The organism is Streptomyces jeddahensis (assembly GCF_001642995.1).
In the GTDB taxonomy this organism is placed as follows: Bacteria; Actinomycetota; Actinomycetes; order Streptomycetales; family Streptomycetaceae; genus Streptomyces; species Streptomyces jeddahensis.
This window is the reverse complement of the sequence record NZ_LOHS01000058.1, coordinates 73610-97141: the sequence shown is the minus strand read 5'-3', so window position 1 is coordinate 97141 and position 23532 is coordinate 73610. Positions and strand designations below refer to the sequence as shown.

At 70.8% G+C, this 23532-nt stretch carries 20 protein-coding genes; 15 read left to right on the top strand and 5 right to left on the bottom strand.

Annotation, left to right across the window (positions count from 1 at the left end; translation table 11 throughout):
• The first annotated feature begins 240 nt into the window (after positions 1 to 240).
• The 9 genes from STSP_RS09780 to STSP_RS36830 all read left to right on the top strand — a co-directional run bounded on the left by STSP_RS09780 (position 241) and on the right by STSP_RS36830 (position 9543).
• Positions 241 to 924, top strand: coding sequence for a response regulator (locus STSP_RS09780; RefSeq protein WP_067274821.1), 684 nt, complete (start codon positions 241 to 243; stop codon positions 922 to 924).
• 125 nt (positions 925 to 1049) lie between these two features.
• Positions 1050 to 3833 carry a DNA translocase FtsK gene (locus STSP_RS09775; RefSeq protein ID WP_067274819.1) on the top strand — a complete coding sequence of 928 codons (2784 nt, stop codon included), beginning with the start codon at positions 1050 to 1052 and terminating at the stop codon, positions 3831 to 3833.
• Between the two features lie 212 nt (positions 3834 to 4045).
• Positions 4046 to 4888, top strand: coding sequence for a helix-turn-helix domain-containing protein (locus STSP_RS09770; protein ID WP_067274816.1), 843 nt, complete (start codon positions 4046 to 4048; stop codon positions 4886 to 4888).
• Positions 4889 to 4977: 89 nt separating this feature from the next.
• Positions 4978 to 6462 (top strand): 30S ribosomal protein S12 methylthiotransferase RimO, encoded by a 1485-nt coding sequence (gene rimO / locus STSP_RS09765; protein ID WP_067274813.1) that lies wholly within the window; start codon positions 4978 to 4980, stop codon positions 6460 to 6462.
• Positions 6459 to 7331, top strand: coding sequence for a CDP-diacylglycerol--glycerol-3-phosphate 3-phosphatidyltransferase (gene pgsA / locus STSP_RS09760; protein WP_078067024.1), 873 nt, complete (start codon positions 6459 to 6461; stop codon positions 7329 to 7331). The genes rimO and pgsA overlap by 4 nt, the downstream gene beginning before the upstream one ends.
• The gene (locus STSP_RS09755; RefSeq protein WP_067274811.1) at positions 7328 to 7852 is read left to right on the top strand and encodes a CinA family protein; all 525 of its coding nucleotides are present in this window, start codon (positions 7328 to 7330) and stop codon (positions 7850 to 7852) included. Before pgsA ends, STSP_RS09755 begins: the two co-directional genes overlap by 4 nt.
• A gap of 109 nt (positions 7853 to 7961) precedes the next feature.
• Positions 7962 to 8336, top strand: coding sequence for a helix-turn-helix domain-containing protein (locus STSP_RS09750; RefSeq protein ID WP_067274808.1), 375 nt, complete (start codon positions 7962 to 7964; stop codon positions 8334 to 8336).
• Between the two features lie 326 nt (positions 8337 to 8662).
• Positions 8663 to 9151 carry a Dps family protein gene (locus STSP_RS09745; RefSeq protein ID WP_067274806.1) on the top strand — a complete coding sequence of 163 codons (489 nt, stop codon included), beginning with the start codon at positions 8663 to 8665 and terminating at the stop codon, positions 9149 to 9151.
• 116 nt (positions 9152 to 9267) lie between these two features.
• The gene (locus tag STSP_RS36830) at positions 9268 to 9543 is read left to right on the top strand and encodes a hypothetical protein (protein ID WP_157902801.1); all 276 of its coding nucleotides are present in this window, start codon (positions 9268 to 9270) and stop codon (positions 9541 to 9543) included.
• A gap of 59 nt (positions 9544 to 9602) precedes the next feature.
• Here STSP_RS36830 and STSP_RS09735 read toward each other — a convergent pair whose 3' ends face one another.
• The 3 genes from STSP_RS09735 to STSP_RS09725 all read right to left on the bottom strand — a co-directional run bounded on the left by STSP_RS09735 (position 9603) and on the right by STSP_RS09725 (position 16120).
• Positions 9603 to 10376 (bottom strand): SDR family NAD(P)-dependent oxidoreductase, encoded by a 774-nt coding sequence (locus STSP_RS09735; RefSeq protein WP_067274803.1) that lies wholly within the window; start codon positions 10374 to 10376, stop codon positions 9603 to 9605.
• Between the two features lie 91 nt (positions 10377 to 10467).
• Positions 10468 to 11265 carry a DNA-formamidopyrimidine glycosylase family protein gene (locus tag STSP_RS09730; RefSeq protein ID WP_067274800.1) on the bottom strand — a complete coding sequence of 266 codons (798 nt, stop codon included), beginning with the start codon at positions 11263 to 11265 and terminating at the stop codon, positions 10468 to 10470.
• A 103-nt stretch (positions 11266 to 11368) separates the two neighbouring features.
• Complete coding sequence (locus tag STSP_RS09725) at positions 11369 to 16120, bottom strand: ATP-dependent helicase (RefSeq protein ID WP_067274797.1); 4752 nt, start codon at positions 16118 to 16120, stop codon at positions 11369 to 11371.
• Between the two features lie 146 nt (positions 16121 to 16266).
• Here STSP_RS09725 and STSP_RS09720 point away from each other — a divergent pair, with 146 nt between their 5' ends.
• Genes STSP_RS09720 through STSP_RS09710 form a run of 3 tightly spaced genes read left to right on the top strand, consistent with a single transcriptional unit; the run spans position 16267 to position 18274 of the window.
• Positions 16267 to 17175: an AraC family transcriptional regulator gene (locus tag STSP_RS09720; RefSeq protein ID WP_067274794.1), complete on the top strand. Its 909-nt coding sequence runs from the start codon at positions 16267 to 16269 to the stop codon at positions 17173 to 17175.
• Positions 17139 to 17969, top strand: coding sequence for an AzlC family ABC transporter permease (locus tag STSP_RS09715; RefSeq protein ID WP_408646255.1), 831 nt, complete (start codon positions 17139 to 17141; stop codon positions 17967 to 17969). Before STSP_RS09720 ends, STSP_RS09715 begins: the two co-directional genes overlap by 37 nt.
• Positions 17966 to 18274, top strand: coding sequence for an AzlD domain-containing protein (locus STSP_RS09710; RefSeq protein WP_067274791.1), 309 nt, complete (start codon positions 17966 to 17968; stop codon positions 18272 to 18274). Before STSP_RS09715 ends, STSP_RS09710 begins: the two co-directional genes overlap by 4 nt.
• Before the next feature lie 188 nt (positions 18275 to 18462).
• Here STSP_RS09710 and STSP_RS09705 read toward each other — a convergent pair whose 3' ends face one another.
• Entirely contained in the window at positions 18463 to 19428 is a 966-nt protein-coding gene (locus STSP_RS09705; protein WP_067274789.1) for a hypothetical protein, read from the bottom strand.
• A gap of 79 nt (positions 19429 to 19507) precedes the next feature.
• On the opposite strand from STSP_RS09705, the gene STSP_RS09700 reads away from it, so the two are divergent.
• The gene (locus STSP_RS09700; protein ID WP_067274787.1) at positions 19508 to 19702 is read left to right on the top strand and encodes a DUF3046 domain-containing protein; all 195 of its coding nucleotides are present in this window, start codon (positions 19508 to 19510) and stop codon (positions 19700 to 19702) included.
• A gap of 199 nt (positions 19703 to 19901) precedes the next feature.
• Positions 19902 to 21110 carry an AI-2E family transporter gene (locus STSP_RS09695; RefSeq protein WP_078067028.1) on the top strand — a complete coding sequence of 403 codons (1209 nt, stop codon included), beginning with the start codon at positions 19902 to 19904 and terminating at the stop codon, positions 21108 to 21110.
• A 399-nt stretch (positions 21111 to 21509) separates the two neighbouring features.
• On the opposite strand, the gene STSP_RS09690 is transcribed toward STSP_RS09695, so the two are convergent.
• Positions 21510 to 21884 carry a VOC family protein gene (locus STSP_RS09690; RefSeq protein ID WP_067274842.1) on the bottom strand — a complete coding sequence of 125 codons (375 nt, stop codon included), beginning with the start codon at positions 21882 to 21884 and terminating at the stop codon, positions 21510 to 21512.
• A gap of 520 nt (positions 21885 to 22404) precedes the next feature.
• Between STSP_RS09690 and recA the strand changes: the two genes are divergently transcribed.
• Positions 22405 to 23529 (top strand): recombinase RecA, encoded by a 1125-nt coding sequence (gene recA, locus STSP_RS09685; RefSeq protein WP_067274785.1) that lies wholly within the window; start codon positions 22405 to 22407, stop codon positions 23527 to 23529.
• Positions 23530 to 23532 lie beyond the last annotated feature (3 nt).

Sequence of the window (23532 nt, the reverse complement as noted above, 5' to 3'; positions counted from 1 at the left end):
GTGGCGGACGGGCGCTGTCCACTTGCTGACTGACTGTGCCCGAGGTCGTGTAGAAGTGCGGGATTCGGGGAACCTTCTGGTCCCCCACCGCGTTTCTGCTACGTGCACAGTGACATCGCGGTGACAGGGTGTGGCGACAGGCGGGGTGCGGCTACCATGACCGGCACAAGGGCGGACGGCGCTAGGGAGTCGTCCCCTGGGGCGGCGCCCGGTGCACTGCCGGGACGAGGAGGGCGGGCCATGGTGCAGAAGGCCAAGATCCTCCTGGTCGATGACCGGCCGGAGAATCTGCTGGCGCTGGAGGCCATCCTCTCTGCGCTCGATCAGACGCTGGTGCGGGCATCGTCCGGGGAGGAAGCGCTCAAAGCACTGCTCACGGACGATTTCGCGGTCATTCTGCTGGATGTTCAGATGCCGGGCATGGACGGTTTCGAAACCGCCGCGCACATCAAGCGGCGGGAACGGACCCGGGACATCCCGATCATCTTCCTCACCGCCATCAACCACGGCCCGCACCACACCTTCCGGGGCTATGCGGCGGGCGCGGTGGACTACATCTCCAAGCCGTTCGACCCCTGGGTGCTGCGCGCCAAGGTCTCGGTGTTCGTCGAGCTCTACATGAAGAACTGTCAACTGCGGGAGCAGGCCGCCCTGCTCAGGCTCCAGCTCGAGGGCGGCGGCAAGTCCGCGGTCGGCGACGCCAAGGAACCCGCCGGACTGCTGGCCGAGCTCTCCGCGCGGCTCGCGGCCGTCGAGGAGCAGGCCGAAGCGCTGTCGAAGCAGCTCGACGACGACTCCGCGGACGCGGCAGCGGTGGCTACCGCCGCCCATCTCGAACGCAAACTGACCGGCCTGCGCAGGGCCCTGGACGCCCTCGAGCCGGGCACGGGGACGGGCGCGCCGTCGCTGCCTTCGCAGAACTGAGCCCTCTGGGACGCGTACCGAACCCCTGAGGGGCCGTCAGGTCACCGCCGCACCATGGGCGACACGAACGGGTGAAGCGGTGGGCACACGTGTCCCCTGGGGTCCCCGACGGTAACCTCACACCCATGGCCTCACGTCAGTCCGCAGCCAAGAAGTCGCCCGCGAAGAAGGCGGCAGCTCCGACGAAAGCTGCGGCGAAGAAGGCCCCTGCGAAGAAGTCGCCCGCCAAGAAGACGGCAGCGAAGCGGGCGCCCGCGAAGAAGGCGGCAGCCAAGCCCGCGCCGAAGCCGGCCCCCAGTCCGACCGGGGGCGTGTACCGGCTCGCGCGCGCCCTGTGGCTGGGCGTCGCACACGCCGTGGGAGCGATGTTCCGCGGCATAGGGCGTGGCGCGAAGGGGCTCGACCCGGCGCACCGCAAGGACGGCCTCGCGCTCCTCCTGCTCGGCATCGCGCTGATCGTCGCCGCCGGCACCTGGTCGAACCTGCGCGGTCCGGTCGGCGACCTCGTCGAGCTCCTTGTGACCGGCGCCTTCGGCCGTCTCGACCTGCTCGTGCCGATACTGCTCGCCGGTATCGCCGTACGCCTCATCCGGCACCCTGAGAAGCCCGAGGCGAACGGACGCATCGTGATCGGCCTGTCCGCGCTCGTCGTCGGCGTGCTCGGACAGGTCCACATGGCCTGCGGCGCGCCGGGGCGCGGCGACGGAAGCGCGGCCATAAGGGACGCCGGCGGGCTCATCGGATGGGCCGCGTCGACCCCGCTGATCTACACCATGGGCGAGGTCCTCGCCCTCCCGCTGCTCATCCTGCTGACGGTCTTCGGTCTGCTCGTCGTCACGGCCACACCCGTCAACGCCATCCCGCAGCGCCTGCGGCTGCTCGGCACGAAGCTCGGGGTCATCCAGCCGGCGGCCGAGGACGGCGCGTACGGATCCGAGGACGACGAACGGTACGACGACCAGTGGCGCCAGGCCCTGCCCACCCGCTCCCGGCGGCGCGGGCCGTCCTCCCCGGAGGCGTACGACCCGGAGCAGGCGGAGGAGGAGGCCCTGTCGTCCAGGCGGCGCAGGCCGCGCAGGGCCCCGGTGCAGCCCGCACTGGACCGGCCCATGGATGCCGTCGATGTGGCCGCGGCCGCGGCGGCCGCGCTCGACGGTGCCGTCCTGCACGGTCTGCCGCCCTCGCCGCTGGTCGCCGACCTCACGCAGGGTGTCGCGGCGGACCGGGCCGAGCGCGAGCAGTCCGTGCCGGTACCGAACGCACGTACCAAGGATGCCGAGCGGGACGCTGCCAAGGCCTCGGTGAAGGACGCGGCTCAGAGCGGTGCCGCGCAGGCGGCCGAACGCCTGTCCGCCGTGCCCGACCTGACCAAGGCCGCTCCCGAGGCGCCGCGCGAGCTGCCGCCCCGCGCCGAACAGCTCCAGCTCTCCGGCGACATCACGTACGCGCTGCCCTCGCTGGACCTGCTCGAGCGCGGCGGGCCCGGCAAGGCGCGCAGCGCCGCCAACGACGCGGTCGTCGCCTCGCTCACCCAGGTGTTCTCCGAGTTCAAGGTCGACGCCGCCGTCACCGGCTTCACGCGCGGCCCGACGGTCACGCGCTACGAGGTCGAGCTCGGCCCCGCCGTGAAGGTCGAGCGGATCACGGCTCTGACCAAGAACATCGCGTACGCAGTGGCCAGCCCGGATGTGCGGATCATCTCGCCGATCCCCGGCAAGTCCGCGGTCGGCATCGAGATCCCCAACACCGACCGTGAGATGGTCAACCTCGGTGACGTGCTGCGCCTCGCGGACGCCGCCGAGGACGACCACCCGATGCTGGTCGCGCTCGGCAAGGACGTCGAGGGCGGCTATGTGATGGCGAACCTCGCGAAGATGCCGCATGTTCTCGTGGCCGGTGCGACCGGTTCCGGAAAGTCGTCCTGCATCAACTGCCTCATCACCTCGGTCATGGTGCGTGCGACGCCCGAGGACGTCCGGATGGTCCTGGTCGACCCCAAGCGCGTCGAGCTCACCGCGTACGAGGGCATCCCGCACCTCATCACGCCGATCATCACCAACCCCAAGCGGGCCGCCGAGGCGCTGCAGTGGGTCGTGCGCGAGATGGACCTGCGCTACGACGACCTCGCGGCCTTCGGGTTCCGGCACATCGACGACTTCAACCAGGCCGTCCGCAACGGCAAGGTGAAGCTGCCCGAGGGCAGCGAGCGCGAGCTGCAGCCGTACCCGTATCTGCTGGTCATCGTCGACGAGCTCGCGGACCTGATGATGGTGGCGCCGCGCGACGTCGAGGACGCGATCGTGCGCATCACGCAGCTCGCGCGCGCCGCCGGCATCCATCTCGTGCTGGCGACCCAGCGGCCCTCGGTCGACGTCGTCACCGGCCTCATCAAGGCGAACGTGCCGTCGCGGCTCGCCTTCGCCACCTCCTCGCTCGCTGACAGCCGCGTCATCCTCGACCAGCCGGGCGCCGAGAAGCTCATCGGCAAGGGCGACGGGCTGTTCCTGCCGATGGGCGCGAACAAGCCGACGCGTATGCAGGGCGCCTTCGTGACCGAGGAGGAGGTCGCGGCCGTCGTCCAGCACTGCAAGGACCAGATGGCGCCGGTCTTCCGCGACGACGTCACCGTCGGCAGCAAGCAGAAGAAGGAGATCGACGAGGACATCGGCGACGACCTGGACCTGCTGTGCCAGGCCGCGGAACTCGTGGTCTCCACGCAGTTCGGGTCCACCTCCATGCTCCAGCGCAAGCTGCGCGTCGGCTTTGCAAAGGCGGGCCGGCTGATGGACCTGATGGAGTCACGGAACATCGTCGGGCCCAGCGAGGGGTCCAAGGCGCGTGACGTTCTTGTGAAGCCGGATGAGCTGGACGGAGTGCTCGCGGTGATCCGTGGGGAAGCTCAACCGTAGGACGACAGAAAACGTCAATCGCAGGACGACGGAAAGCAACCGTTTCCCTTCCGCATACGTCAAGTTGAGGAAGGGAAGGCACCATGTCCCACCATCGGCATGTCGGTCCATGCTGTTGGCGTACAAACGGCGACCGCCCGGTTGCCCCACCCTTTTGTACCCCCCCTAGACTGAACATCCAGCAGGTGGCTACACGCTCGAAAGGCGCCCCCGTGTCCATCGGCAACTCCCCACACGACGACCGCCCGTCGGAAGACGACCGCCTGTTCGCAGACGAACGTCCCTCCATCGGCCGGATCCTCCAGCAGGCGCGCATCGACGCCGGACAGACCATCGAAGAAGTCAGTACTGTCACGCGGGTGCGCGTCCCGATCGTGCATGCGATCGAACAGGACGACTTCACCCGCTGCGGCGGCGATGTGTACGCGCGCGGCCACATCAAGACGCTGGCGCGTGCGGTCGGCATCGATCCGGCGCCGCTCCTCGAGCAGTACGCGGCCGAGCACGGCGCGCGGCCCGCTCCGACCCCGGCCGCACCGATGTTCGAGGCTGAGCGCATCCGGCCCGAGCCGCGCCGCCCCAACTGGACGGCGGCCATGGTCGCCGCGATCGTCGCCGTGATCGGCTTCGTCGGATTCACGCTGTTCAGCGGTGGGGACAGCGAGGGCGGGTCGACGCACGTCGCCGAGGGATCGACGGCGGGCAGCGGCAAGCCGACGCCCAAGCCCAGCCCCACCAAGACCGAGGAGACCAAGCCCGACCCGTCGGACAGTGCGATCGCGGCGGCGCCCGCGGACAAGGTCACGGTCATGGTGAGCGCGGCCGGCGGCCGCAGCTGGATCTCCGCCAAGGATGCCAACGGGCGGCTGCTGTTCGACGGAACTCTGGAGCAGGGGCAGACGAAGACCTTCGAGGACAAGCAGCAGATCGACCTCGTACTGGGCAACGCGGGCGCGATCCAGCTCGCCGTGAACGGCAAGCCCATCGAAGACAAGTTCGAAGCCGGACAGGTCGAGCGGCTGACGTACACGAAGGGCGACCCCGAGGCCGGGTGAGCAGCGGGCGGCGGGAGGGCGACCATCGGGCGATCTTGAGGTAACCCTCCCGGCGGGGGCTGTCGGCGGGACGAAGTAGTCTGGGGTCCATGCCCGAACGCCGCACCGTCGCCCTAGTCACGCTTGGCTGCGCCCGTAACGAGGTGGACTCGGAGGAGCTCGCAGGCCGCTTGGAGGCGGACGGCTGGGAGCTCGTCGAGGACGCCGCGGAAGCGGACGTGGCCGTGGTCAACACCTGTGGTTTCGTGGAGGCCGCGAAGAAGGACTCCGTGGACGCCCTCCTCGAGGCCAACGACCTCAAGGACCATGGCCGCACCCAGGCGGTGGTGGCGGTCGGCTGCATGGCCGAGCGGTATGGCAAAGAGCTCGCCGAGGCGCTGCCCGAGGCGGACGGCGTGCTCGGCTTCGACGACTACGCCGACATCTCCGACCGCCTCCAGACCATCCTGAGCGGCGGCATCCACGCCGCGCACACCCCGCGCGACCGGCGCAAGCTGCTGCCGATCACCCCGGCGGAGCGGCAGTCCGCCTCCGGTGTGGCACTTCCCGGGCACGGCGAGTCCACCGAGGTCCCGGACCTCCCTGAGGGTGTGGCTCCAGCCTCCGGGCCGCGGGCGCCCCTGCGGAGGCGGCTCGGCGGTGCGAGCCCCGTCGCCTCGGTGAAGCTCGCCTCCGGCTGCGACCGACGCTGCTCGTTCTGCGCCATCCCGTCGTTTCGCGGATCGTTCATCTCGCGGCGCCCCTCCGACGTGCTGGGCGAGACGCGCTGGCTCGCCGAGCAGGGCGTCAAGGAGATCATGCTGGTCTCCGAGAACAACACCTCGTACGGCAAGGACCTCGGCGACATCCGGCTCCTGGAGACGCTCCTGCCCGAGCTCGCCGCCGTGGACGGGATCGAGCGTGTCCGCGTCAGCTATCTGCAGCCCGCCGAGATGCGGCCCGGGCTGATCGACGTGCTCACCTCCACGGAGAAGGTCGCGCCCTACTTCGATCTCTCCTTCCAGCACTCCGCGCCCGGCGTGCTGCGCGCCATGCGGCGCTTCGGCGACACCGACCGGTTCCTGGACCTGCTCGACCAGATCCGCGCCAAGGCCCCGGCGGCCGGTGTACGGTCCAATTTCATCGTGGGCTTCCCCGGTGAGACCGAGGACGACCTGGCGGAGCTGGAGCGGTTCCTCATGGGCGCCCGGCTGGATGCGATCGGTGTCTTCGGGTACTCCGACGAGGAGGGCACGGAAGCGGCGACGTACGAGAACAAGCTGGACGAGGACGTCGTCGCCGAGCGGCTCGCGCACATCTCGCGGCTCGCGGAGGAGCTGACCTCGCAGCGGGCCGAGGAGCGCATGGGTGAGACCCTCGAGGTGCTCGTCGAGTCCGTCGACGGCGAGGAGGGCGTGGTCGGCCGGGCGGCGCACCAGGCGCCCGAGACCGACGGCCAGGTGGTGTTCACGAGCGGCGAAGGCCTGCGCGTCGGACTTATGGTCGAGGCGAAGGTGGTCGGCACCGAGGGTGTCGATCTGGTCGCCGAGCCGCTGCAGGGCTCTCGCGCGTGTACCGAGGAGGCGGGCAGATGACCGGAGTGCCGGCGTCCGCGGCAGGCGGCTCCGGCGCACCGGGCGCTCAGGGGACGAAGCCGGTGCGCGGTGGAAAGCTGGGCGCCGCGGCCGTCAACGAGGCCAGCATCTGGAACATCGCCAACCTCCTCACCATGGCCCGGCTGCTGCTGGTGCCCGCGTTTGTGATGCTCATGCTCGCCGGCGGCGGATACGACCCCGCGTGGCGGTCCCTCGCCTGGGCGAGCTTCGCCATCGCCATGATCACCGACCTGTTCGACGGCCATCTGGCTCGGACGTACAACCTCGTCACGGACTTCGGGAAGATCGCCGACCCCATCGCCGACAAGGCGATCATGGGTGCGGCTCTGATCTGCCTCTCGGGCCTGGGCGATCTGCCTTGGTGGGTCACCGGGGTGATCCTCGGGCGCGAGCTGGGGATCACGCTGCTGCGCTTCTGGGTCATTCGGTACGGGGTGATCCCGGCCAGCCGCGGCGGCAAACTCAAGACACTGACCCAGGGCGTCGCCGTCGGGATGTACATCCTGGCTCTGACCGGGCCGCTCGCCACGCTGCGGTTCTGGGTGATGGCCGCGGCGGTCGCGCTCACCGTGGGGACCGGCCTTGACTATGTGAAACAGGCCGTGGTCCTGCGGCGACGCGGAAAGGCGGCAGAGGGGGAGACGGCAGAGCGGGGAGCGGCCGAGCGGGAGACGGCGGAGTCCTCCGTGGGCGATGACCGTGCCCCGGGCGAGGGCTCCCCGGACGACCGTTCCCTGGACGACGGCTCCGCCGACCGCGCCGTTGACGAGCGCGCGGGGGCCAGACGGGCGGCGGATGACAGGTCGGGGCGCGAGGGGTCCGAGGAGTCCGAGGAGTCCGAGCGGTGACCACCGCGGCTGCCGAAGTGGTGCGGCTACTGAGGGTGAGGGGCGAGACGCTCGCCATCGCCGAGTCGCTCACCGGCGGCCTGGTCGCGGCGCAGGTCACGGGAACACCCGGGGCCTCCAAGGCGTTCAGAGGGTCGGTGACCGCGTACGCCACGGATCTCAAGCAGAAGCTGCTGGGCGTCGACGGCGCCCGATTGGCCGAGTGCGGAGCTGTGGATCCCGAGGTGGCCCTGCAGATGGCGGCCGGCGTGCGCGATGCGCTCGGTGCGGACTGGGGCATCGCGACGACCGGCGTTGCCGGGCCCGAACCGCAGGACGGTAAATCTGTCGGTACGGTTTATGTGGCGGTTCGCGGACCCGTCGGCAGCGGCAAAGTGGCCGCACTGCGATTGAACGGCGACCGCGCGGAAATCCGTATGGAGAGTGTACGGAGCGTACTGGCGATGTTGCTCGAGCAGCTCGTCGGCGAACAATCCGGGAATGCGCGGGCACAGGATACGGAAGAGAACGGGGGGACTTGATGTTTGCAGCCCTGAGTGAACACGACATCGCTCCCCGCACGGCCGCGGCGCAAGGCGGTACGGTGGGGCGTGAAGGATGCGGCTACACGGTCCGAGGAGGGAGCCACCGATGATTCTGCTCCGTCGCCTGCTGGGTGACGTGCTGCGTCGGCAGCGCCAACGCCAGGGCCGTACTCTGCGCGAAGTCTCCTCGTCCGCCCGAGTCTCACTCGGCTATCTCTCCGAGGTGGAGCGGGGGCAGAAGGAGGCTTCCTCCGAGCTGCTCTCCGCCATCTGCGACGCGCTTGACGTACGGATGTCCGAGCTCATGCGCGAGGTGAGCGACGAGCTCGCCCTCGCTGAGCTGGCCGAGTCTGCAGCAGTCAGCGAGCCGGTGCGCGCACCGGTACGCCCGATGCTCAACTCCGTCTCGGTGACCGGTGTGCCACCGGAACGGGTGACGATCAAGGCGCCGGCGGAGGCAGTGGACGTCGTCGCCGCGTGACGCTCACGCTTGTGTGGAAGCCCCGGCCGGGGCTGTTCGGGAGTTCGTCCCGGATGTGCTTCTCGGCCGGGGCTTTCGCTGTATGGGGGCGTCAGGGTCCTGATTCGGCAGCATCAGAGATCTGTTCTGATGTGACCTAATTCATCCGCTTATGCCATGGTTGTGGCAGCTGGGTCTTTGTGGCCGCTGCTCCTGGTGGAGTAGCGGTCATTCGGAAACTCGGGGATTCCGCGCATGTGCCGGTCCGGACCTGAACGTACGCGCAGCCGTGCGATCGGTGAGTTCAGCGAGACGCTCCAGATACCCGAGATATGGAGGAATTTCGGATGTACTCCGTGAAGAGCCCCTTGTCGGAGGCGGAACTGAAGACCGTGTCCGAGGCGTTGCAGGGGGCGCTCGTCGACCTCGTGGATCTCTCCCTCATCGCGAAGCAGATCCACTGGAACGTGGTCGGCCCGCGTTTCCGCTCCGTGCATCTGCAGCTCGACGAGGTCGTGGACACGGCACGCCTGCACTCTGACACCGTGGCGGAGCGGGCCTCCACGCTCGGCGTACCGCCCGACGGGCGAGCGGCGACCGTGGCGGGCAGCAGCGGAATCGGCGCGGTGCCGGAAGGCTGGATCAAGGACACGGAGGCGGTGGGCGCGCTCGTGGAGGCCCTGGGTGCCGTGATCACGCGTATGCGGGAGCGGATCGCCGCCACCGGTGATGCGGATCCCGTGAGCCAGGACGTCTTCATCGGCATCACGGCGGATCTCGAGAAGCATCACTGGATGTTCCAGGCAGAGGACGGCGGAGAGCGGCTGGGCGGCTGACTGGGCGGCGCCTGACTGGGCACTTGATGCGCGGGGTGAGGCGCAGCGCCGGGCACCGGCATCTGGCGGTCGGCGGCATACGAGGCGCCGGCCGGCGTCGGCTGGAGGTGGCGGCCATGGCAGGGCGGATCGTGCGCTGGGCGCCGGCTCTGGGGCTGGGCGCGCTGTGGTGGTGGGCCGTGCTCCGGCTCACGCTCGTGCCGGACGCCGGGGCGCTGGAAGCCGCCGTGGCCGTGGGCGGCTGGGGACTCAGCCTGCTGCCGGTGCACTGTGTGCCCAAATCGCGAGCGACGAGGGTCGTAGGGGCGGTGCACTTGCTCGCACGTCTGAAGCGCCGGCAGCCGCGGCATCGGGGGCCCCGGCCCGCCGGTTCGGGTGGCCCCGGCTCCTAGGCCTTGCAGTATGCCGGTTCCTAGGCCTTGCAGTATGGCGACAGAGGGCGGAATGCGGGCTACCAGGGCATGGCGACGCCGCCGTTCGGGCGGAGAATCTGACCGGTGGTGAAGGACGAGGCGTCGGAGGCCAGGTAGAGGACCGCATGGGCGATGTCCTCCGGTTCTCCCACGCGGCCCAGCGGAGACATGCGGGCCATGAGTCCCTCGGTGCGGGCCTGGCTGCCGGCGTCATCGCGGTCGGTCATGGGTGTGCGGATCCAGCCGGGGGCCACGGCGTTCACGCGGATGCCGTGCGGCCCCACCTCCGTGGCGAGGGTCTTGGTGAGCTGGACGACCGCCGCCTTCGCCGCCCCGTAGCAGAGCAGGCCGGGGCCGCCGGTGTCGACGGCCCCCGACGCCATGGTGACGATGCTGCCCCGTGTGCCGGTCGCGATCATGGAGCGGGCCGCCTCCTGGCACGCGTACAGCACGCCCTTGAAGTTGACGCTCAGGACGCGGTCCAGGTCCTCGTCGCGCGTCTCCAGGACGGGGCTGCGATGCATGATCCCGGCGATGGCGGCCATGACGTCGAGTTGGCCCGCTGCCGCGACGGCCCTGGCCAGCTGCGATTGGTCCGTCACGTCGAGCGGGTGCGTGTGGGCGGTGCCGCCCCCGTCCTTGATCAGGGCGGCTGTCTCGTCGAGGCCCGAGATGTCGCGGTCCGCGCAGTGGACGGCGGCCCCGGCCGCCGCGAGGAGCACGGCGCTGGCTCGCCCTATGCCGCTTGCGGCGCCGGTGACGAAAGCGGTTCGTCCGGTGAGGTCGTACGCGTTCACGGAGTTGACGGACATGAAACGACGGTACGAGTATTTCTGACGACCCGTCAATTACTCGCGATGCCGCTGCTTCGTAAGACCAACCGGAACGCGGGCCTTCGCTGCCCTAGCGGGGTGTGGGCCCGCGTTGGCAGGCCGGACACCAGTAGGTGGGGCGTTCCCGGCCTCCGTCGCCCTGGTCGGCCAAGCGGATGGGGGTGCGACAGCGCAGGCAGGGACGTGGCGCACGGCCGTAGACGTACAGGCGCTGGTCGCGGTGGCCCGTGGTGGAGCGGGACAGCCGGTCGCGGTTGGCCTCCAGGAGCTTCTTGGCGAGCATGGGCAGCTTCGTGGCGGCGTCATCGGTGAGCTCGCCGACGGGAAGCCAGGGCGTGACACGCAGGAGGAAGCAGAGCTCGCTCTTGTACACGTTGCCGATGCCCGCGAGGTTGCGCTGGTCGAGCAGTGCCTCACCGATGGCGCGGGCCGGGTCCCGGAGCAGGTTGCGCAGGGCGAGGTCGGGATCCCAGTCCGCCCCGAGCAGGTCGGGGCCGAGATGGCCGACGGCCTTGTGCTCGTCGGTGGTGCGGAGCAGTTCCAGTACGGGGAGGCGGTAGCCGACGGCCGTGCTGTGGGTGGTGCCGAGGATCGCCCGGATCTGGTGTCCGGGACCGCCCCGCCAGCGTTCACCCGGGGCGTACACCCGCCAGGAGCCCTCCATACCGAGGTGCGAGTGCAGGGTCAGCCCGCCCTCGACACGGGTGAGCAGATGCTTCCCGCGCGGGGTGACGTCCAGAACCGCCCGGCCCGTGAGGTCGGCCGTAGCGTACCTGGGTACGCGCAGGTCGGACCGGATCAGCACATGGTCCGCGAGGGCGGCGTGCAGCTGATGGGCGGTCTGCCAGACGGTGTCTCCTTCGGGCATGGGTCAAGGGTGGCATGGTCGGGTGGTGGGGCTGGTGCGGTGGGGTGGTCTGGGCCGCGGGTACGGGTGGGCGCGCACGAGAAGGACCGTGGGTGCCCACCCGTCAGGCCCGTATGCGCAGGCCGCGCGGCGTCGCGTGGAAGCCTGCTCCTTCCAGGAGGGGTGCGAAGGGGGATGTCAGAGCCGAGCCGCCGTTGATCCGCTCCACCGTGATGGTGCCGAGTGAACCGGCCCGGGCCGCGGCAGCGAGGGACTCGGCGGCCGCGCGCAGGCGCGGATCGTCCGCGGCGTGGTCGTCCGCGGCGCCGGGCCAGGCCAGCAGCGTCTTGCCGCCGCGCTCCATGTACAGGGCCAGCTCGCCGTCGACCAGGACGACCAGCGAGCCGGCCTTGCGCCCGGGCTTGTGCCCGGCACCCGCCGGTGGCTCGGGCCAGGACAGGGCCGCGCCATAGGCGTTCGCCGGGTCGGCGGCCGCGAGGACCACGGTCCGAGGACCACTCGACCGCGAGCGGGCGGGGGCCCATCCTGGGGCGGCCGGCCCGCCGCGGTAGCCGTCCGGGAAGGCGCCCGGGTCGCTCGGGAACACCGCCGCGTCGGGGCCGGGTATGGTCTCGCCGCGCTCCTGCGCGGTGGCCGCGGCGCGCAGCCGGTCCACCGCACCGTCCATGGCGAACTGCGCGGCGCCGAGCCCCTCGACGACATACCCGCGGCGCGCCTGACCGCTCTCCTCGAAGGCCGACAGGATCCGGTACGTCGCCGAGAAGCCGCCTTCCACGCCCTCCGCGGCGACCGCGCCCCGGGTCACGACACCGTGCCGGTCGAGGAGGACACGCGCGAGGGCGTGAGCGCGCAGCGTCGGGTCCGGCTCGCGCGGAGGGAGCAGCGACCAGCGCCCGGCCACGGTGGGCGGGCCGGAGCGGGAGGCGGGGCGGGCGGCGGCCGTCAGCGCGCCGTAGCGGCCGCGTGGGATGGAGCGCTTGGCCCGGTGCGCCGTGGAGCCGGCGGTGCGACCCGAGCCGAGGAGCGAGCGCATCGGGGTGAGCGTGTCGTTGGTGAGCCGGCCCGACCAGGCGAGGTCCCAGATGGCGTCGGCCAGTTGGGGATCCGTGACGTCCGGGTGGGTGGTGGCCCGGACCTGGTCGGCGATCTGACGGAAGAAGAGTCCGTAGCCTCCCGAGAGGGTGTTCAGGACGGACTCGTGCAGGGCGGTCAGCTCCAACGGGTGGGGCGGCGGGAGCAGCAGGGGAGCCGAGTCGGCCAGGTAGAGGGAGACCCAGCCGTCCTTGCCGGGGAGTGCTCCGGCGCCCGCCCACACGACTTCGCCCGCGGCCGTCAACTCGTCGAGCAGCGACGGCGTGTAGTCCGAGACCCGGGAGGGCAGGACCAGCTTCTCGAGAGCGGACGCCGGCACCGACGCGCCCTGCAGCTGCTCGATGGCCCGCACCAGTCCGTCCACACCACGCAACCCGTGCCCGCTCAGGTGCTGCCACTGCGGCAGGAACTGGGCGAGCGCGGCAGGTGGCACCGGCTCCAGCTCATGGCGCAGCGCCGCGAGGGAACGGCGGCGCAGCCGACGCAGCACCGCCGCGTCACACCACTCCTGGCCGATGCCCGCCGGGTGGAACTCGCCTTGTACGAGACGGCCGCTCGCGGCCAGGCGCTGCAGGGCGCCCTCGGTGACCGCGATTCCGAGGCCGAAGCGGGCTGCTGCGGCCGTCGAGGTGAACGGGCCGTGCGTGCGCGCATACCGGGCGAGCAGATCGCCGAGCGGATCCTTCACCGGCTCGGTGAACGCCTCGGGGACGCCTACGGGGAGTGCGGTGCCCAGCGCGTCGCGCAGCCGGCCCGCATCCTCGATCGCCGCCCAGTGGTCCGCTCCCGCGACACGGACGCGGATAACGCGGCGGGCGCCCGCCAGCTCCTGCGCCCACTGCGGCTCGGCGCCCCGCTCGGCCAGCTCGCCGTCCGTGAGCGGGCCGAGGAGACGCAGCAGGTCGGCGACGCTCTCGACGTCCTTGGCGCGGCGGTCCTCGGTGAGCCACTGCAGCTCCCGCTCCAGCTCGGTCAGGACATCGGCGTCCAGCAGCTCGCGCAGCTCGGCCTGGCCCAGCAGCTCCGCGAGGAGACGCGAGTCCAGCGACAGGGCTGCGGCGCGCCGCTCGGCCAGCGGCGAGTCGCCCTCGTACAGGAACTGGGCGACGTATCCGAACAGCAGCGAGCGCGCGAACGGTGACGGCTCGGGCGTCGTGACCTCGACGAGGCGGACCTTCCGGGACTCGAGGTCGCCCATCAGCTCCGCGAGGCCGGGGACGTCGAAGACGTCCTGGAGGCACTCCCGAACCGCCTCGAGGACGATCGGGAACGAGCCGAACTCGCTGGCCACCTGCAGCAGTTGCGCCGCCCGCTGGCGCTGCTGCCACAGCGGGGTGCGTTTGCCGGGATTGCGGCGCGGCAGCAACAGAGCGCGGGCCGCGCACTCGCGGAACCGCGAGGCGAACAGGGCCGAGCCGCCCACCTGGTCGGTGACGATCTGGTCGACCTCGTCCTTGTCGAAGGCGACATCCGCGGCGCCTACGGGTGCCTGCTCCGCGTCGTACTCCGTGCCGACGTTCATCGGCTCCTGGTCAAGCAGGTCGAGGCCCATCAGGTCGGCGTCCGGCAGGCGCAGCACGATGCCGTCGTCGGCGTGCATGACCTGCGCGTCCATGCCGTACCGCTCGCTGAGCCGTGCGCCCAGCGCCAGCGCCCACGGGGCGTGGACCTGGGCGCCGAAGGGGGAGTGGACGACGACTCGCCAGTCGCCGAGCTCGTCACGGAACCGCTCGACCACGATCGTGCGGTCGTCGGGCACATGACCGCAGGCCTGGCGCTGCTCGTCGAGATACGCCAGGACGTTGTCCGCGGCCCAGGCGTCGAGGCCGGCGGCCACCAGCCGGAGGCGGGCGTCGTCCTTGGGCAGCGAACCGACTTCGCGCAGGAACGCGCCCACCGCACGGCCCAGTTCGAGAGGGCGCCCCAGCTGGTCGCCCTTCCAGAACGGAAGCCTGCCAGGGACGCCTGGCGCGGGTGACACCAGCACGCGGTCACGCGTGATGTCCTCGATGCGCCAGGACGTGGTGCCCAGCGTGAAGACATCGCCCACCCGCGACTCGTACACCATCTCCTCGTCGAGCTCGCCGACCCGGCCGCCACCCTTCTTCGGGTCCGACCCGGCGAGGAACACCCCGAAGAGCCCGCGGTCCGGAATCGTGCCGCCCGATGTGACGGCCAGCCGCTGAGCGCCGGGACGGCCCGAGACCGTGCCGGCGACCCGGTCCCACACCACACGCGGGCGCAGCTCAGCGAAGGCGTCCGACGGATAGCGGCCCGCCAGCATGTCGAGCACGGCCGTGAACGCAGACTCCGGCAGCGATGCGAAGGGCGCCGCACGGCGGACCATGGCCAGCAGGTCGTCGACCTGCCATGTGTCCATCGCCGTCATGGCGACGAGCTGCTGCGCCAGCACGTCCAGGGGGTTGGCCGGGACGCGCAGGGACTCGATGGCGCCGGTGCGCATGCGCTCGGTGACCACGGCCGCCTGCACCAGATCGCCCCGGTACTTCGGGAAGACCACGCCCGTGGAGACCGCGCCCACCTGGTGCCCCGCACGGCCCACCCGCTGCAGACCGGAGGCCACCGACGGCGGCGACTCCACCTGCACGACGAGGTCCACCGCTCCCATGTCGATGCCCAGCTCCAGACTGGACGTGGCGACGACGGCGGGCAGCCTGCCCGCTTTGAGGTCCTCCTCGACGAGCGCGCGCTGCTCCTTGGACACCGAGCCGTGGTGCGCGCGGGCGATGACCGGCGGGGCGCCCTGGGCCGCACCCGAGCCGCCCATCAGCTCGGCCGGTCCGTGCGCCTCCTCCAAGGGCTCGCCCGTCGCCCGTTCGTACGCGATTTCGTTGAGCCTGTTGCACAACCGCTCGGCGAGGCGGCGCGAGTTGGCGAACACGATCGTCGAGCGATGGGCCTGCACGAGATCGGCGATGCGCTCCTCGACATGCGGCCAGATCGACGGCCGCTCGGCGGCCTGACCGGCCTCGGCGACAGGGGAGCCGCCCAACTCGCCCAGATCCTCGACGGGGACGACCACCGAGAGGTCGAACTCCTTGCCCGACTCCGGCTGGACGATCTCCACCTTGCGTCGCGGCGAGAGAAAACGGGCGACCTCGTCCACCGGGCGCACCGTCGCGGACAGGCCGATACGCCGAGCCGGCCGCGGCAGCAGCTCGTCGAGCCGCTCCAGAGTCAGCGCCAGATGCGCGCCGCGCTTGGTGCCGGCGACCGCATGCACCTCGTCCAGGATCACCGTCTCGACGCCCGTCAGTGCATCGCGCGTCGCCGACGTGAGCATCAGGAACAGCGACTCCGGCGTCGTGATCAGGATGTCCGGGGGGCGGGTGGCCAGCGCCCTGCGCTCGGCCGGCGGGGTGTCGCCGGAGCGGATGCCGACCTTCACCTCGGGCTCGGGCAGCCCCAGACGCACCGCCTCCTGGCGGATACCGGTCAGCGGGCTGCGCAGATTCCGCTCCACATCGACGGCGAGCGCTTTGAGCGGGGAGACGTACAGCACGCGGCAGCGCTTCTTCGGATCGGCCGGCGGCGGGGTGGACGCCAGCTGGTCCAGGGCGGCGAGGAACGCGGCCAGCGTCTTGCCGGAGCCGGTCGGGGCCACCACCAGCACATCCGAACCCTGCGCGATGGCACCCCACGCTCCGGCTTGGGCGGCCGTGGGCGCGGAGAAGGCCCCCGTGAACCAGCCGCGGGTCGCGGGGGAGAAGCCGTCGAGGGCGCCGTGCGCAGACCTGACCATGCCCCAATCCTGCACCCCGCCACTGACAACGGCCCGGACCTGCGGGAATACCGTGGCGCTGACCTGCGCGGACACGCTGACGGGCAGGTGCCCGGACCCCTCGGCGGCCGCGCCTGGCCCACGACGGGTGGCGCAGAATGGAGCCCATGGCGGGTTCCGAGGAGCGGGAGGAGCGGGCACGGCACTGGCAGTACGAGGAGCTGCCCGGCGTCGACCTGCTGCGAGCCCGCTACATCCACAAGACCTTCGTCCGGCACACGCATGAGAACTTCGTGATCGCCGCCATCTCCGACGGCGTCGAAGTCTTCCACCACGGCGGGGCCGATCAGTACGCGGGTCCCGGGGCGCTCGCCCTCGTCAATCCGGACACCCCGCACACCGGCCGCGCAGGCGTCCCGGAAGGCTGGCGGTACGGCGCGGTCTATCCGGCCCCGAACCTCGTGGCCGCCATCGCCGCCGAGACGACCACGATCCGCGGCACCCCCGGCTTCGTGGAGCCGGTGCTCGACGATCCGTACGCGGCACGGCTGGTCCACCAGGTGCTGCGCGCAGCCGAGGAAGGCAACGCGCTGGCAGCCGACACCCTGCTGAGGGTGGCGGTGACGCGGCTGCTGCGGCTCAACGGCGGCCCGCTCCGGCAGCGGACCGTGCGCAGTGCCGGGGGCCGCCTCGCCGCACGCGCGCGTGCCCAGCTGGAAGAGCGGCTGGCCCATCCGCCGTCGCTGGAACAGCTCGCCGACAGTCTCGGCACCAGCTCCTTCGCGCTCCTCCGCGCCTTCCGTGCCACCTACGGCATGCCGCCGCACGCCTGGCTCACCGACGCGCGCGTACGCGCCGCCCGGCGGCTTCTCGACGCCGGAACGCCGCCCGCCGACGCGGCCGTCGCCGTGGGCTTCACCGACCAGCCGCACCTCAACCGGCACTTCACACGCATCGTCGGGGTTCCTCCCGGGGCGTACCAGCGTGAGCGCAAGAACGTACAAGACCCTGGCAGGGCGCTCCTCGTACCGTCCGAGGCGTGGCAGAACACACAGCATCCCCACCCGCAGACATAACCGGCACAGGCGACGGTGGTGCGTCCACGCCGGAGAGCCCCGCCAAGTCCGACCGGGCCGTCGTCCGGGACGCACTCGGTGTCGGCGTCGCCGTCGGGCTCTCCGGCTTCGCCTCCGGTGTGACCTCGGCAGGCAGTGGCCTCAGCCTGCTGCAGACATGTGCGCTCAGCCTGCTCGTGTTCACCGGAGCCTCGCAGTTCGCGCTGGTCGGAGCGTTTGCGGCCGGAGGCAACCCGCTCACCGCCGCCGCCGGGGCCTTCTTCCTCGGCGTACGCAACGCCTTCTACGGGCTCCGTCTGTCACAGCTGCTCGCGCTCCCGCGCGCGGTGCGCCCGTTCGCCGCCCAGTGGGTGATCGACGAGACCACGGCTGTCTCGCTCGCCCAGCCCACGCGACGCGGGGCACGCATCGGTTTCGCCGTGACCGGGCTCACCCTCTACGTGTTGTGGAACCTCACCACACTGCTCGGCGCCATGGGCGCCGACGCCATCGGCGACACCGACGCGTGGGGCCTCGACGCCGCTGGGCCCGCGGTCTTCCTCGCGCTGCTGGCACCCATGCTCAGGACGACGACGGAGCGTGCCGTCGCGGGCATCGCGGTCGTCCTCGGGCTCGGTCTCCTGCCGCTGCTGCCCGCGGGCGTCCCGGTCCTGGTGGCGGCGCTGGCGGCGCCACTGGTCCTGTGCGTGGAGGGGTACAGGTCAGGCCGCACCGGGGGTGGCGCCGGGCGCACCGGAGAGGCCGGGAGCAACGGACAGAGGCACAGCGCAGAGGCGGAGAAGGAAGACCGTTGAACATCTGGATCGCCATCGCTGTGACGGCGGTGGGCTGCTACGCCGTCAAACTCATCGGGCTGCTGGTGCCGGCAGGAGCGCTGGAGCGACCCGTCGTCAAACGGCTCGCCGCCTTGCTGCCGGTCGCGCTCCTCGCCGCGCTCACGGCCCAGCAGACGTTCGCCGACGGGCAGGCCCTGGTCCTGGACGCCAAGGCCGCCGGGCTCGCCGCCGCGGCCCTCGCGCTCCTGCTGCGAGCGCCGTTCCTGCTGGTGGTGGGGGTGGCCGTGGTGGTCACGGCGGCGGTGCGGGCGATGACGGGCTGACGTTTCCCGGCGGCACGCGCGGCGGGTCTGTTCCGGCACGCGCGCGTTGGCACGGTGCCGGCACGCGCGGGGACTGTTCCGGGACGCGCGCGTCGCGGCAGGTGCCGGCACGCGCGCGCGGGCTGCCACAGTGCGCGCATGCTTGGCAGCGCACCCACAGCGGCGGGAGCCGGGCAGGAGCCCCGGCGTCAGACGATGGTGCGCCCGTACGCCCGCAAGGTGAGCAGCGCCTCGATCGTCACGATCGGACGCGACTCGAGGGCCGTGCCCGGTGCCCACTGCCGCCAGCGGATCGGCCAGCCGCCGTCACCCTGCTGCTGGCGTTCCAGGAAGTCCAGAGAGCGCTCCATCTCCTCGTCGGTGAACCACGCGCGGGCCAGCGACTCAGGAACCTTCGCGTAGTCGTACGGGAAATGGTGTTCACCCGGCGCGTAGCCGGGAGAGACGGGGAATGAGTCGAGCTGGTCGGGGTCCAGCACGGCGAGCCGCTGCTCCCGCACCATCCGGCCGAGCCGGTCGGCGGCCGCCTCCGCGCGCGGGCGGTCCGGTGCGTTGTCGAGGAAGACGACGGCCGCCTCGACCTCGTACGGATGGGACTTCTCCAGGGACTCCACCGCCTGCCAGCAGAAGTCGGTGGCCCGGAAGAGCCACGCGTGCCAGACCTCGTTGCGATGCAGGAGACCCACCACGGGACCGGTGGCGAGAAGGCTGCTGGGCGGGTCGTCCATGACGGGCACGAAGGGCGCCGACGGATAGCCGCGCTGGCTGGGGTGGATGGCCGGAAGTGCACCTTCCGGTGTCGAGACCGACGACAGATAGCGGCACGCGCGCTCCACACGCTGCCCGCCGCAACGCCCGATCGAGTCCAGCACACGCAGCGCGTGTCCGGTGTGCAGCGGCTGGCTGACCGGGCCGCGCAGATCGGGTTCGAGCGCGTGGCCGTACCCGTCGTCCTCATTGAGGTAGGCGGCCAGGGCGGTATCGACCGGGTCGGCGCCGCCGTTCAGGAAGTGGTACGCGAACCGCCGCTGCTCGAGCACGCGCGCGGTGAGCCAGACGAACTGCTCGGCACGGGAGAGCGCGGAGGAGTGCGGGGAGCGGGGAGAGAGCGGTGACGTGGACGGGGGGAGTGGGGATGCTCCGGATTCGGCCATGTTCCGACCGTAGGACGGAAAGCGGTACCAGCAAGCCTCCCGGACACGGCTGCACTCTCAGGGGCGGGATACTGGAAGCATGCGGTTGACGGTCTTCTGGCAGCGAATGGTCGAGCACTTCGGCGAGGCGTACGCCGACTCCTTCGCGCGCGACCACGTGATGTCGGAACTCGGCGGGCGCACGGTGCATCAGGCCCTGGACGCCGGCTGGGAGGCCAAGGACGTGTGGCGCGCGGTCTGCAGCGCGATGGACCTGCCGGCCGAAAGGCGCTGACCGGCCGGGCTGCGTTGACTGGACCTTGGGAGGGGCGCTGACAAGCCAGAAGAAGACGGGCCCGGAGCCGATTGTCGGTGGCTTGGGCGACACTGGCTCGGTGGCATCGACGGACGACACCGCACAGGTGGACACGGACACGGCTGCGCTCGGCACGCCCCCGCACGAGACGGCGGGGCGCCCGGCCGGGCGCGCCAGCATGCCGCGCTGGCTGCCGCGCGCCATGGTGCTCGCCCTGGCTCTTGTCGCCTGCTTCCAGCTGGGTACGTGGGCGTTCCACCAGCTGACCGGACTGCTGATCAACATCCTGATCGCGTTCTTCCTGGCCCTTGCCGTGGAGCCCGCGGTGAGCTGGATGGCCGGGCACGGCATGCGCCGGGGCGCGGCCACCGGGCTGGTCTTCCTCGCTGTGCTGATAGCGAGTGCCGGTTTCGTTACGCTGCTCGGCTCGATGCTCGCCGGCCAGATAGTGAGCATGGTCGAGGAGTTCCCGAAGTATCTCGACTCGGTGATCAACTGGATCAATTCGAGCTTCAATACGGACCTGAGCCGGGTCGAGATACAGAACAACCTGGTCCACTCCGACTGGCTCCAGAAGTACGTGCAGAACGGCGCGAGCGGCGTACTGGACGTGTCCGCGCAGGTGCTGGGCGGCCTCTTCCAGCTGCTGACCATCCTGTTGTTCTCGTTCTACTTCGCCGCCGACGGGCCACGGCTGCGGCGCGCGCTGTGCTCCGTACTGCCGCCCGCCAAGCAGGCCGAGGTGCTGCGCGCCTGGGAGATAGCCGTCGACAAGACCGGCGGCTATCTGTACTCGCGCGGCCTGATGGCACTGATCTCCTGCATCGCGCACTACATCCTGCTCGAGGTGCTGGAAGTGCCCTACGCGCCCGCGCTCGCGGTCTGGGTGGGGCTGGTGTCGCAGTTCATCCCGACGATCGGCACGTACCTCGCCGGTGCCGTGCCGATGCTGATCGCCTTCACCGTCGACCCCTGGTATGCGCTGTGGGTGCTGGTCTTCGTGGTGTTCTACCAGCAGTTCGAGAACTACCTGCTGCAGCCGAAGCTGACCGCGAAGAGCGTGGACATCCATCCGGCCGTCGCCTTCGGCTCGGTCATCGCCGGCACGGCGCTGCTCGGTGCGGTCGGCGCGCTGATCGCCATCCCGGCGGCGGCGACGCTGCAGGCCTTCCTGGGGGCGTATGTGAAGCGGTACGCCGTCACGGACGACCCGCGCGTGCACGGCCACCGACGCCGCGGCTCGGAGCTGGTCCCCACGCGCGTGTGGCGGTTGCTGCAGCGGCAGAGCGGGCCGGTGGGACCGAGGGGACGTACTGAAGGGGCGACTGCGGCGGACCCGGCGGAGCCGCCCACTGCGTCGGCGAGTGGGAGGGGGCCGGAGCATTGACGGGCGCGGGAGTGGCGTGAGAGGCGGGGCGCGGCCGTAGCGCCCGGGGCGGCGCCGGGCTCGCTGCGCAGACGACGGGCTTCGGCCGTGGCGGGGCGCGGTGAGACCGGGCTTGTGGTGTCCGGTTGGCCGGGTCAGCGTGCTGGGCGGTTCGAGCTCGCTGTTGTCCTGTGTCACCGAACGTTGAGCGCGTGTCACCGAAGTTTGAGTGGCCTGGGTCACTCTGAGGGACGGGCGACGTCCTGCTCGCGGTCGAATTGCGCGAAGTGGTAGCGAATTGCGCCTTCAGTGGTTGGAAAGTCCTCATCTGGGCTGCGCCTGGCTGATCGAACGCGGAGTCGCAGTCCCCGCCCGCCGACTCCTGTCGCCGCCTCAGTGGCTGCGGTGGGCCCGGTGGACTCAGTGGAGGCAGAGGCAGAACGGATGGCCGGCCGGGTCCGCGTAGACCCGCCAGTTCGCCTCCGGGCGAAGCTGGTCCGTCCGCTCCAGCACGGTCGCGCCGAGGGTGAGCGCCCGCTTCTCCTCCCCGTCGAGGTCGTCGACGTCGAAGTCCAGGTGGAGCTGCTGCGGGTGCTGCTGGCCGGGCCATTCGGGCGGCCGGTAGCCGTCCACCCGCTGGCAGGCCAGCGGCGTTCCCTCGAACCCGTGCACCTCGACCCAGTCGGGATCTTCCGGGTCCGCGACCACCCGGCCGCCGAGCAGATCCGCGTAGAACTCCGGGAGCCGTACCGGATCGGCGCAGTCCAGCGCGACCGCCTGCAGCTTTCGAATCACTTCCGACACCCTCGTTCCTGTCGCTTCCGCGACTCCCCCGTACGGGAGGGTCGTACCCGCCGCCGCGGCGGGCATGCGCGGCGGTGCGCCGGTCCGCCGCCGGGCTGCCGCGTGGCGAGTGGTGCTCGGTCATGGTGGCCCGACCTGAGAGACGCGTTCTGGCCTGTCAACGGCGGTCCGCGTGTCTCATCCCACCTCCTGATAGCGAACCTGCCGTTCGTGCCACTCGAGCTTCGCTGACACGGACTCGCATCCATCAAGGTTCGCTGGCGCACGCTCAAGGTTCAGTGGCACAGGACAGCTGCGCCGGCGGCGGGCCGCGGCGTTGCGCTTGACACCAAAATCGAACATCCATTCTTATGGAGTGCCCGGCGGTGCTAGCTGGGGCGAAATCCCGGCGGATTCCCGCGGATTCACCGAAGTTATCCACAGGCCGGGCAGGCGTCGGAGCGCATTGTCAGTGGCAGGCGTTAGCGTCTTTGACGTGAAGCGATCGACTCAAGCAAACCGGGTGGAACCCATGGCAGGAACCGACCGCGAGAAGGCGCTCGACGCCGCGCTCGCACAGATTGAACGGCAATTCGGCAAGGGCGCCGTGATGCGCATGGGCGAGCGGTCGAGGGAGCCCATCGAGGTCATCCCGACCGGGTCGACCGCACTCGACGTGGCCCTCGGCGTCGGTGGCCTGCCGCGCGGCCGAGTGGTGGAGATCTACGGACCGGAGTCCTCCGGTAAGACGACCCTGACGCTGCACGCGGTGGCGAACGCCCAGAAGGCCGGCGGCCAGGTGGCCTTCGTGGACGCGGAGCACGCCCTCGACCCCGAGTACGCGAGGAAGCTGGGCGTCGACATCGACAACCTGATCCTCTCCCAGCCGGACAACGGCGAGCAGGCCCTGGAGATCGTGGACATGCTGGTCCGCTCCGGCGCGCTCGACCTGATCGTCATCGACTCCGTCGCGGCCCTGGTGCCCCGTGCGGAGATCGAGGGCGAGATGGGCGACTCGCACGTGGGTCTGCAGGCCCGTCTGATGAGCCAGGCGCTCCGGAAGATCACCAGCGCGCTCAACCAGTCGAAGACCACGGCGATCTTCATCAACCAGCTCCGCGAGAAGATCGGTGTGATGTTCGGCTCCCCCGAGACGACGACGGGTGGCCGGGCGCTGAAGTTCTACGCCTCGGTGCGTATCGACATCCGCCGCATCGAGACCCTGAAAGACGGCACGGACGCGGTCGGCAACCGCACCCGCTGCAAGGTCGTCAAGAACAAGGTCGCGCCGCCCTTCAAGCAGGCCGAGTTCGACATCCTCTACGGCCAGGGCATCAGCCGCGAAGGCGGCCTGATCGACATGGGCGTGGAGCACGGCTTCGTCCGCAAGGCGGGCGCCTGGTACACGTACGAGGGCGACCAGCTCGGCCAGGGCAAGGAGAACGCCCGCAACTTCCTGAAGGACAACCCCGACCTCGCCAACGAGATCGAGAAGAAGATCAAGGAGAAGCTGGGCGTCGGTGTGAAGCCGGAGGAGCCGACGGCCGAGCCGGGTACGGACGCCGCGGTCACCGCAGCCGCGGACGAGGCCTCGAAGTCGGTGCCCGCCCCGGCTGCCAAGGCCGCGAAGTCCAAGGCCACGGCGGCCAAGAGCTGACCC

What these genes read in the sequence shown, in the direction of transcription:
- STSP_RS09695 (WP_078067028.1), top strand. Translation starts at nt 19,902, where the DNA reads ATGCCGCGCTGGCTGCCGCGCGCCATGGTGCTCGCCCTGGCTCTTGTC.
- rimO (WP_067274813.1), top strand. Translation starts at nt 4,978, where the DNA reads ATGCCCGAACGCCGCACCGTCGCCCTAGTCACGCTTGGCTGCGCCCGT.
- STSP_RS09745 (WP_067274806.1), top strand. Translation starts at nt 8,663, where the DNA reads ATGTACTCCGTGAAGAGCCCCTTGTCGGAGGCGGAACTGAAGACCGTG.
- STSP_RS09700 (WP_067274787.1), top strand. Translation starts at nt 19,508, where the DNA reads ATGCGGTTGACGGTCTTCTGGCAGCGAATGGTCGAGCACTTCGGCGAG.
- STSP_RS09735 (WP_067274803.1), bottom strand. Translation starts at nt 10,376, where the DNA reads ATGTCCGTCAACTCCGTGAACGCGTACGACCTCACCGGACGAACCGCT.
- STSP_RS09725 (WP_067274797.1), bottom strand. Translation starts at nt 16,120, where the DNA reads ATGGTCAGGTCTGCGCACGGCGCCCTCGACGGCTTCTCCCCCGCGACC.
- STSP_RS09730 (WP_067274800.1), bottom strand. Translation starts at nt 11,265, where the DNA reads ATGCCCGAAGGAGACACCGTCTGGCAGACCGCCCATCAGCTGCACGCC.
- STSP_RS36830 (WP_157902801.1), top strand. Translation starts at nt 9,268, where the DNA reads ATGGCAGGGCGGATCGTGCGCTGGGCGCCGGCTCTGGGGCTGGGCGCG.
- STSP_RS09750 (WP_067274808.1), top strand. Translation starts at nt 7,962, where the DNA reads ATGATTCTGCTCCGTCGCCTGCTGGGTGACGTGCTGCGTCGGCAGCGC.
- STSP_RS09720 (WP_067274794.1), top strand. Translation starts at nt 16,267, where the DNA reads ATGGCGGGTTCCGAGGAGCGGGAGGAGCGGGCACGGCACTGGCAGTAC.
- recA (WP_067274785.1), top strand. Translation starts at nt 22,405, where the DNA reads ATGGCAGGAACCGACCGCGAGAAGGCGCTCGACGCCGCGCTCGCACAG.
- STSP_RS09780 (WP_067274821.1), top strand. Translation starts at nt 241, where the DNA reads ATGGTGCAGAAGGCCAAGATCCTCCTGGTCGATGACCGGCCGGAGAAT.
- STSP_RS09705 (WP_067274789.1), bottom strand. Translation starts at nt 19,428, where the DNA reads ATGGCCGAATCCGGAGCATCCCCACTCCCCCCGTCCACGTCACCGCTC.
- STSP_RS09775 (WP_067274819.1), top strand. Translation starts at nt 1,050, where the DNA reads ATGGCCTCACGTCAGTCCGCAGCCAAGAAGTCGCCCGCGAAGAAGGCG.
- pgsA (WP_078067024.1), top strand. Translation starts at nt 6,459, where the DNA reads ATGACCGGAGTGCCGGCGTCCGCGGCAGGCGGCTCCGGCGCACCGGGC.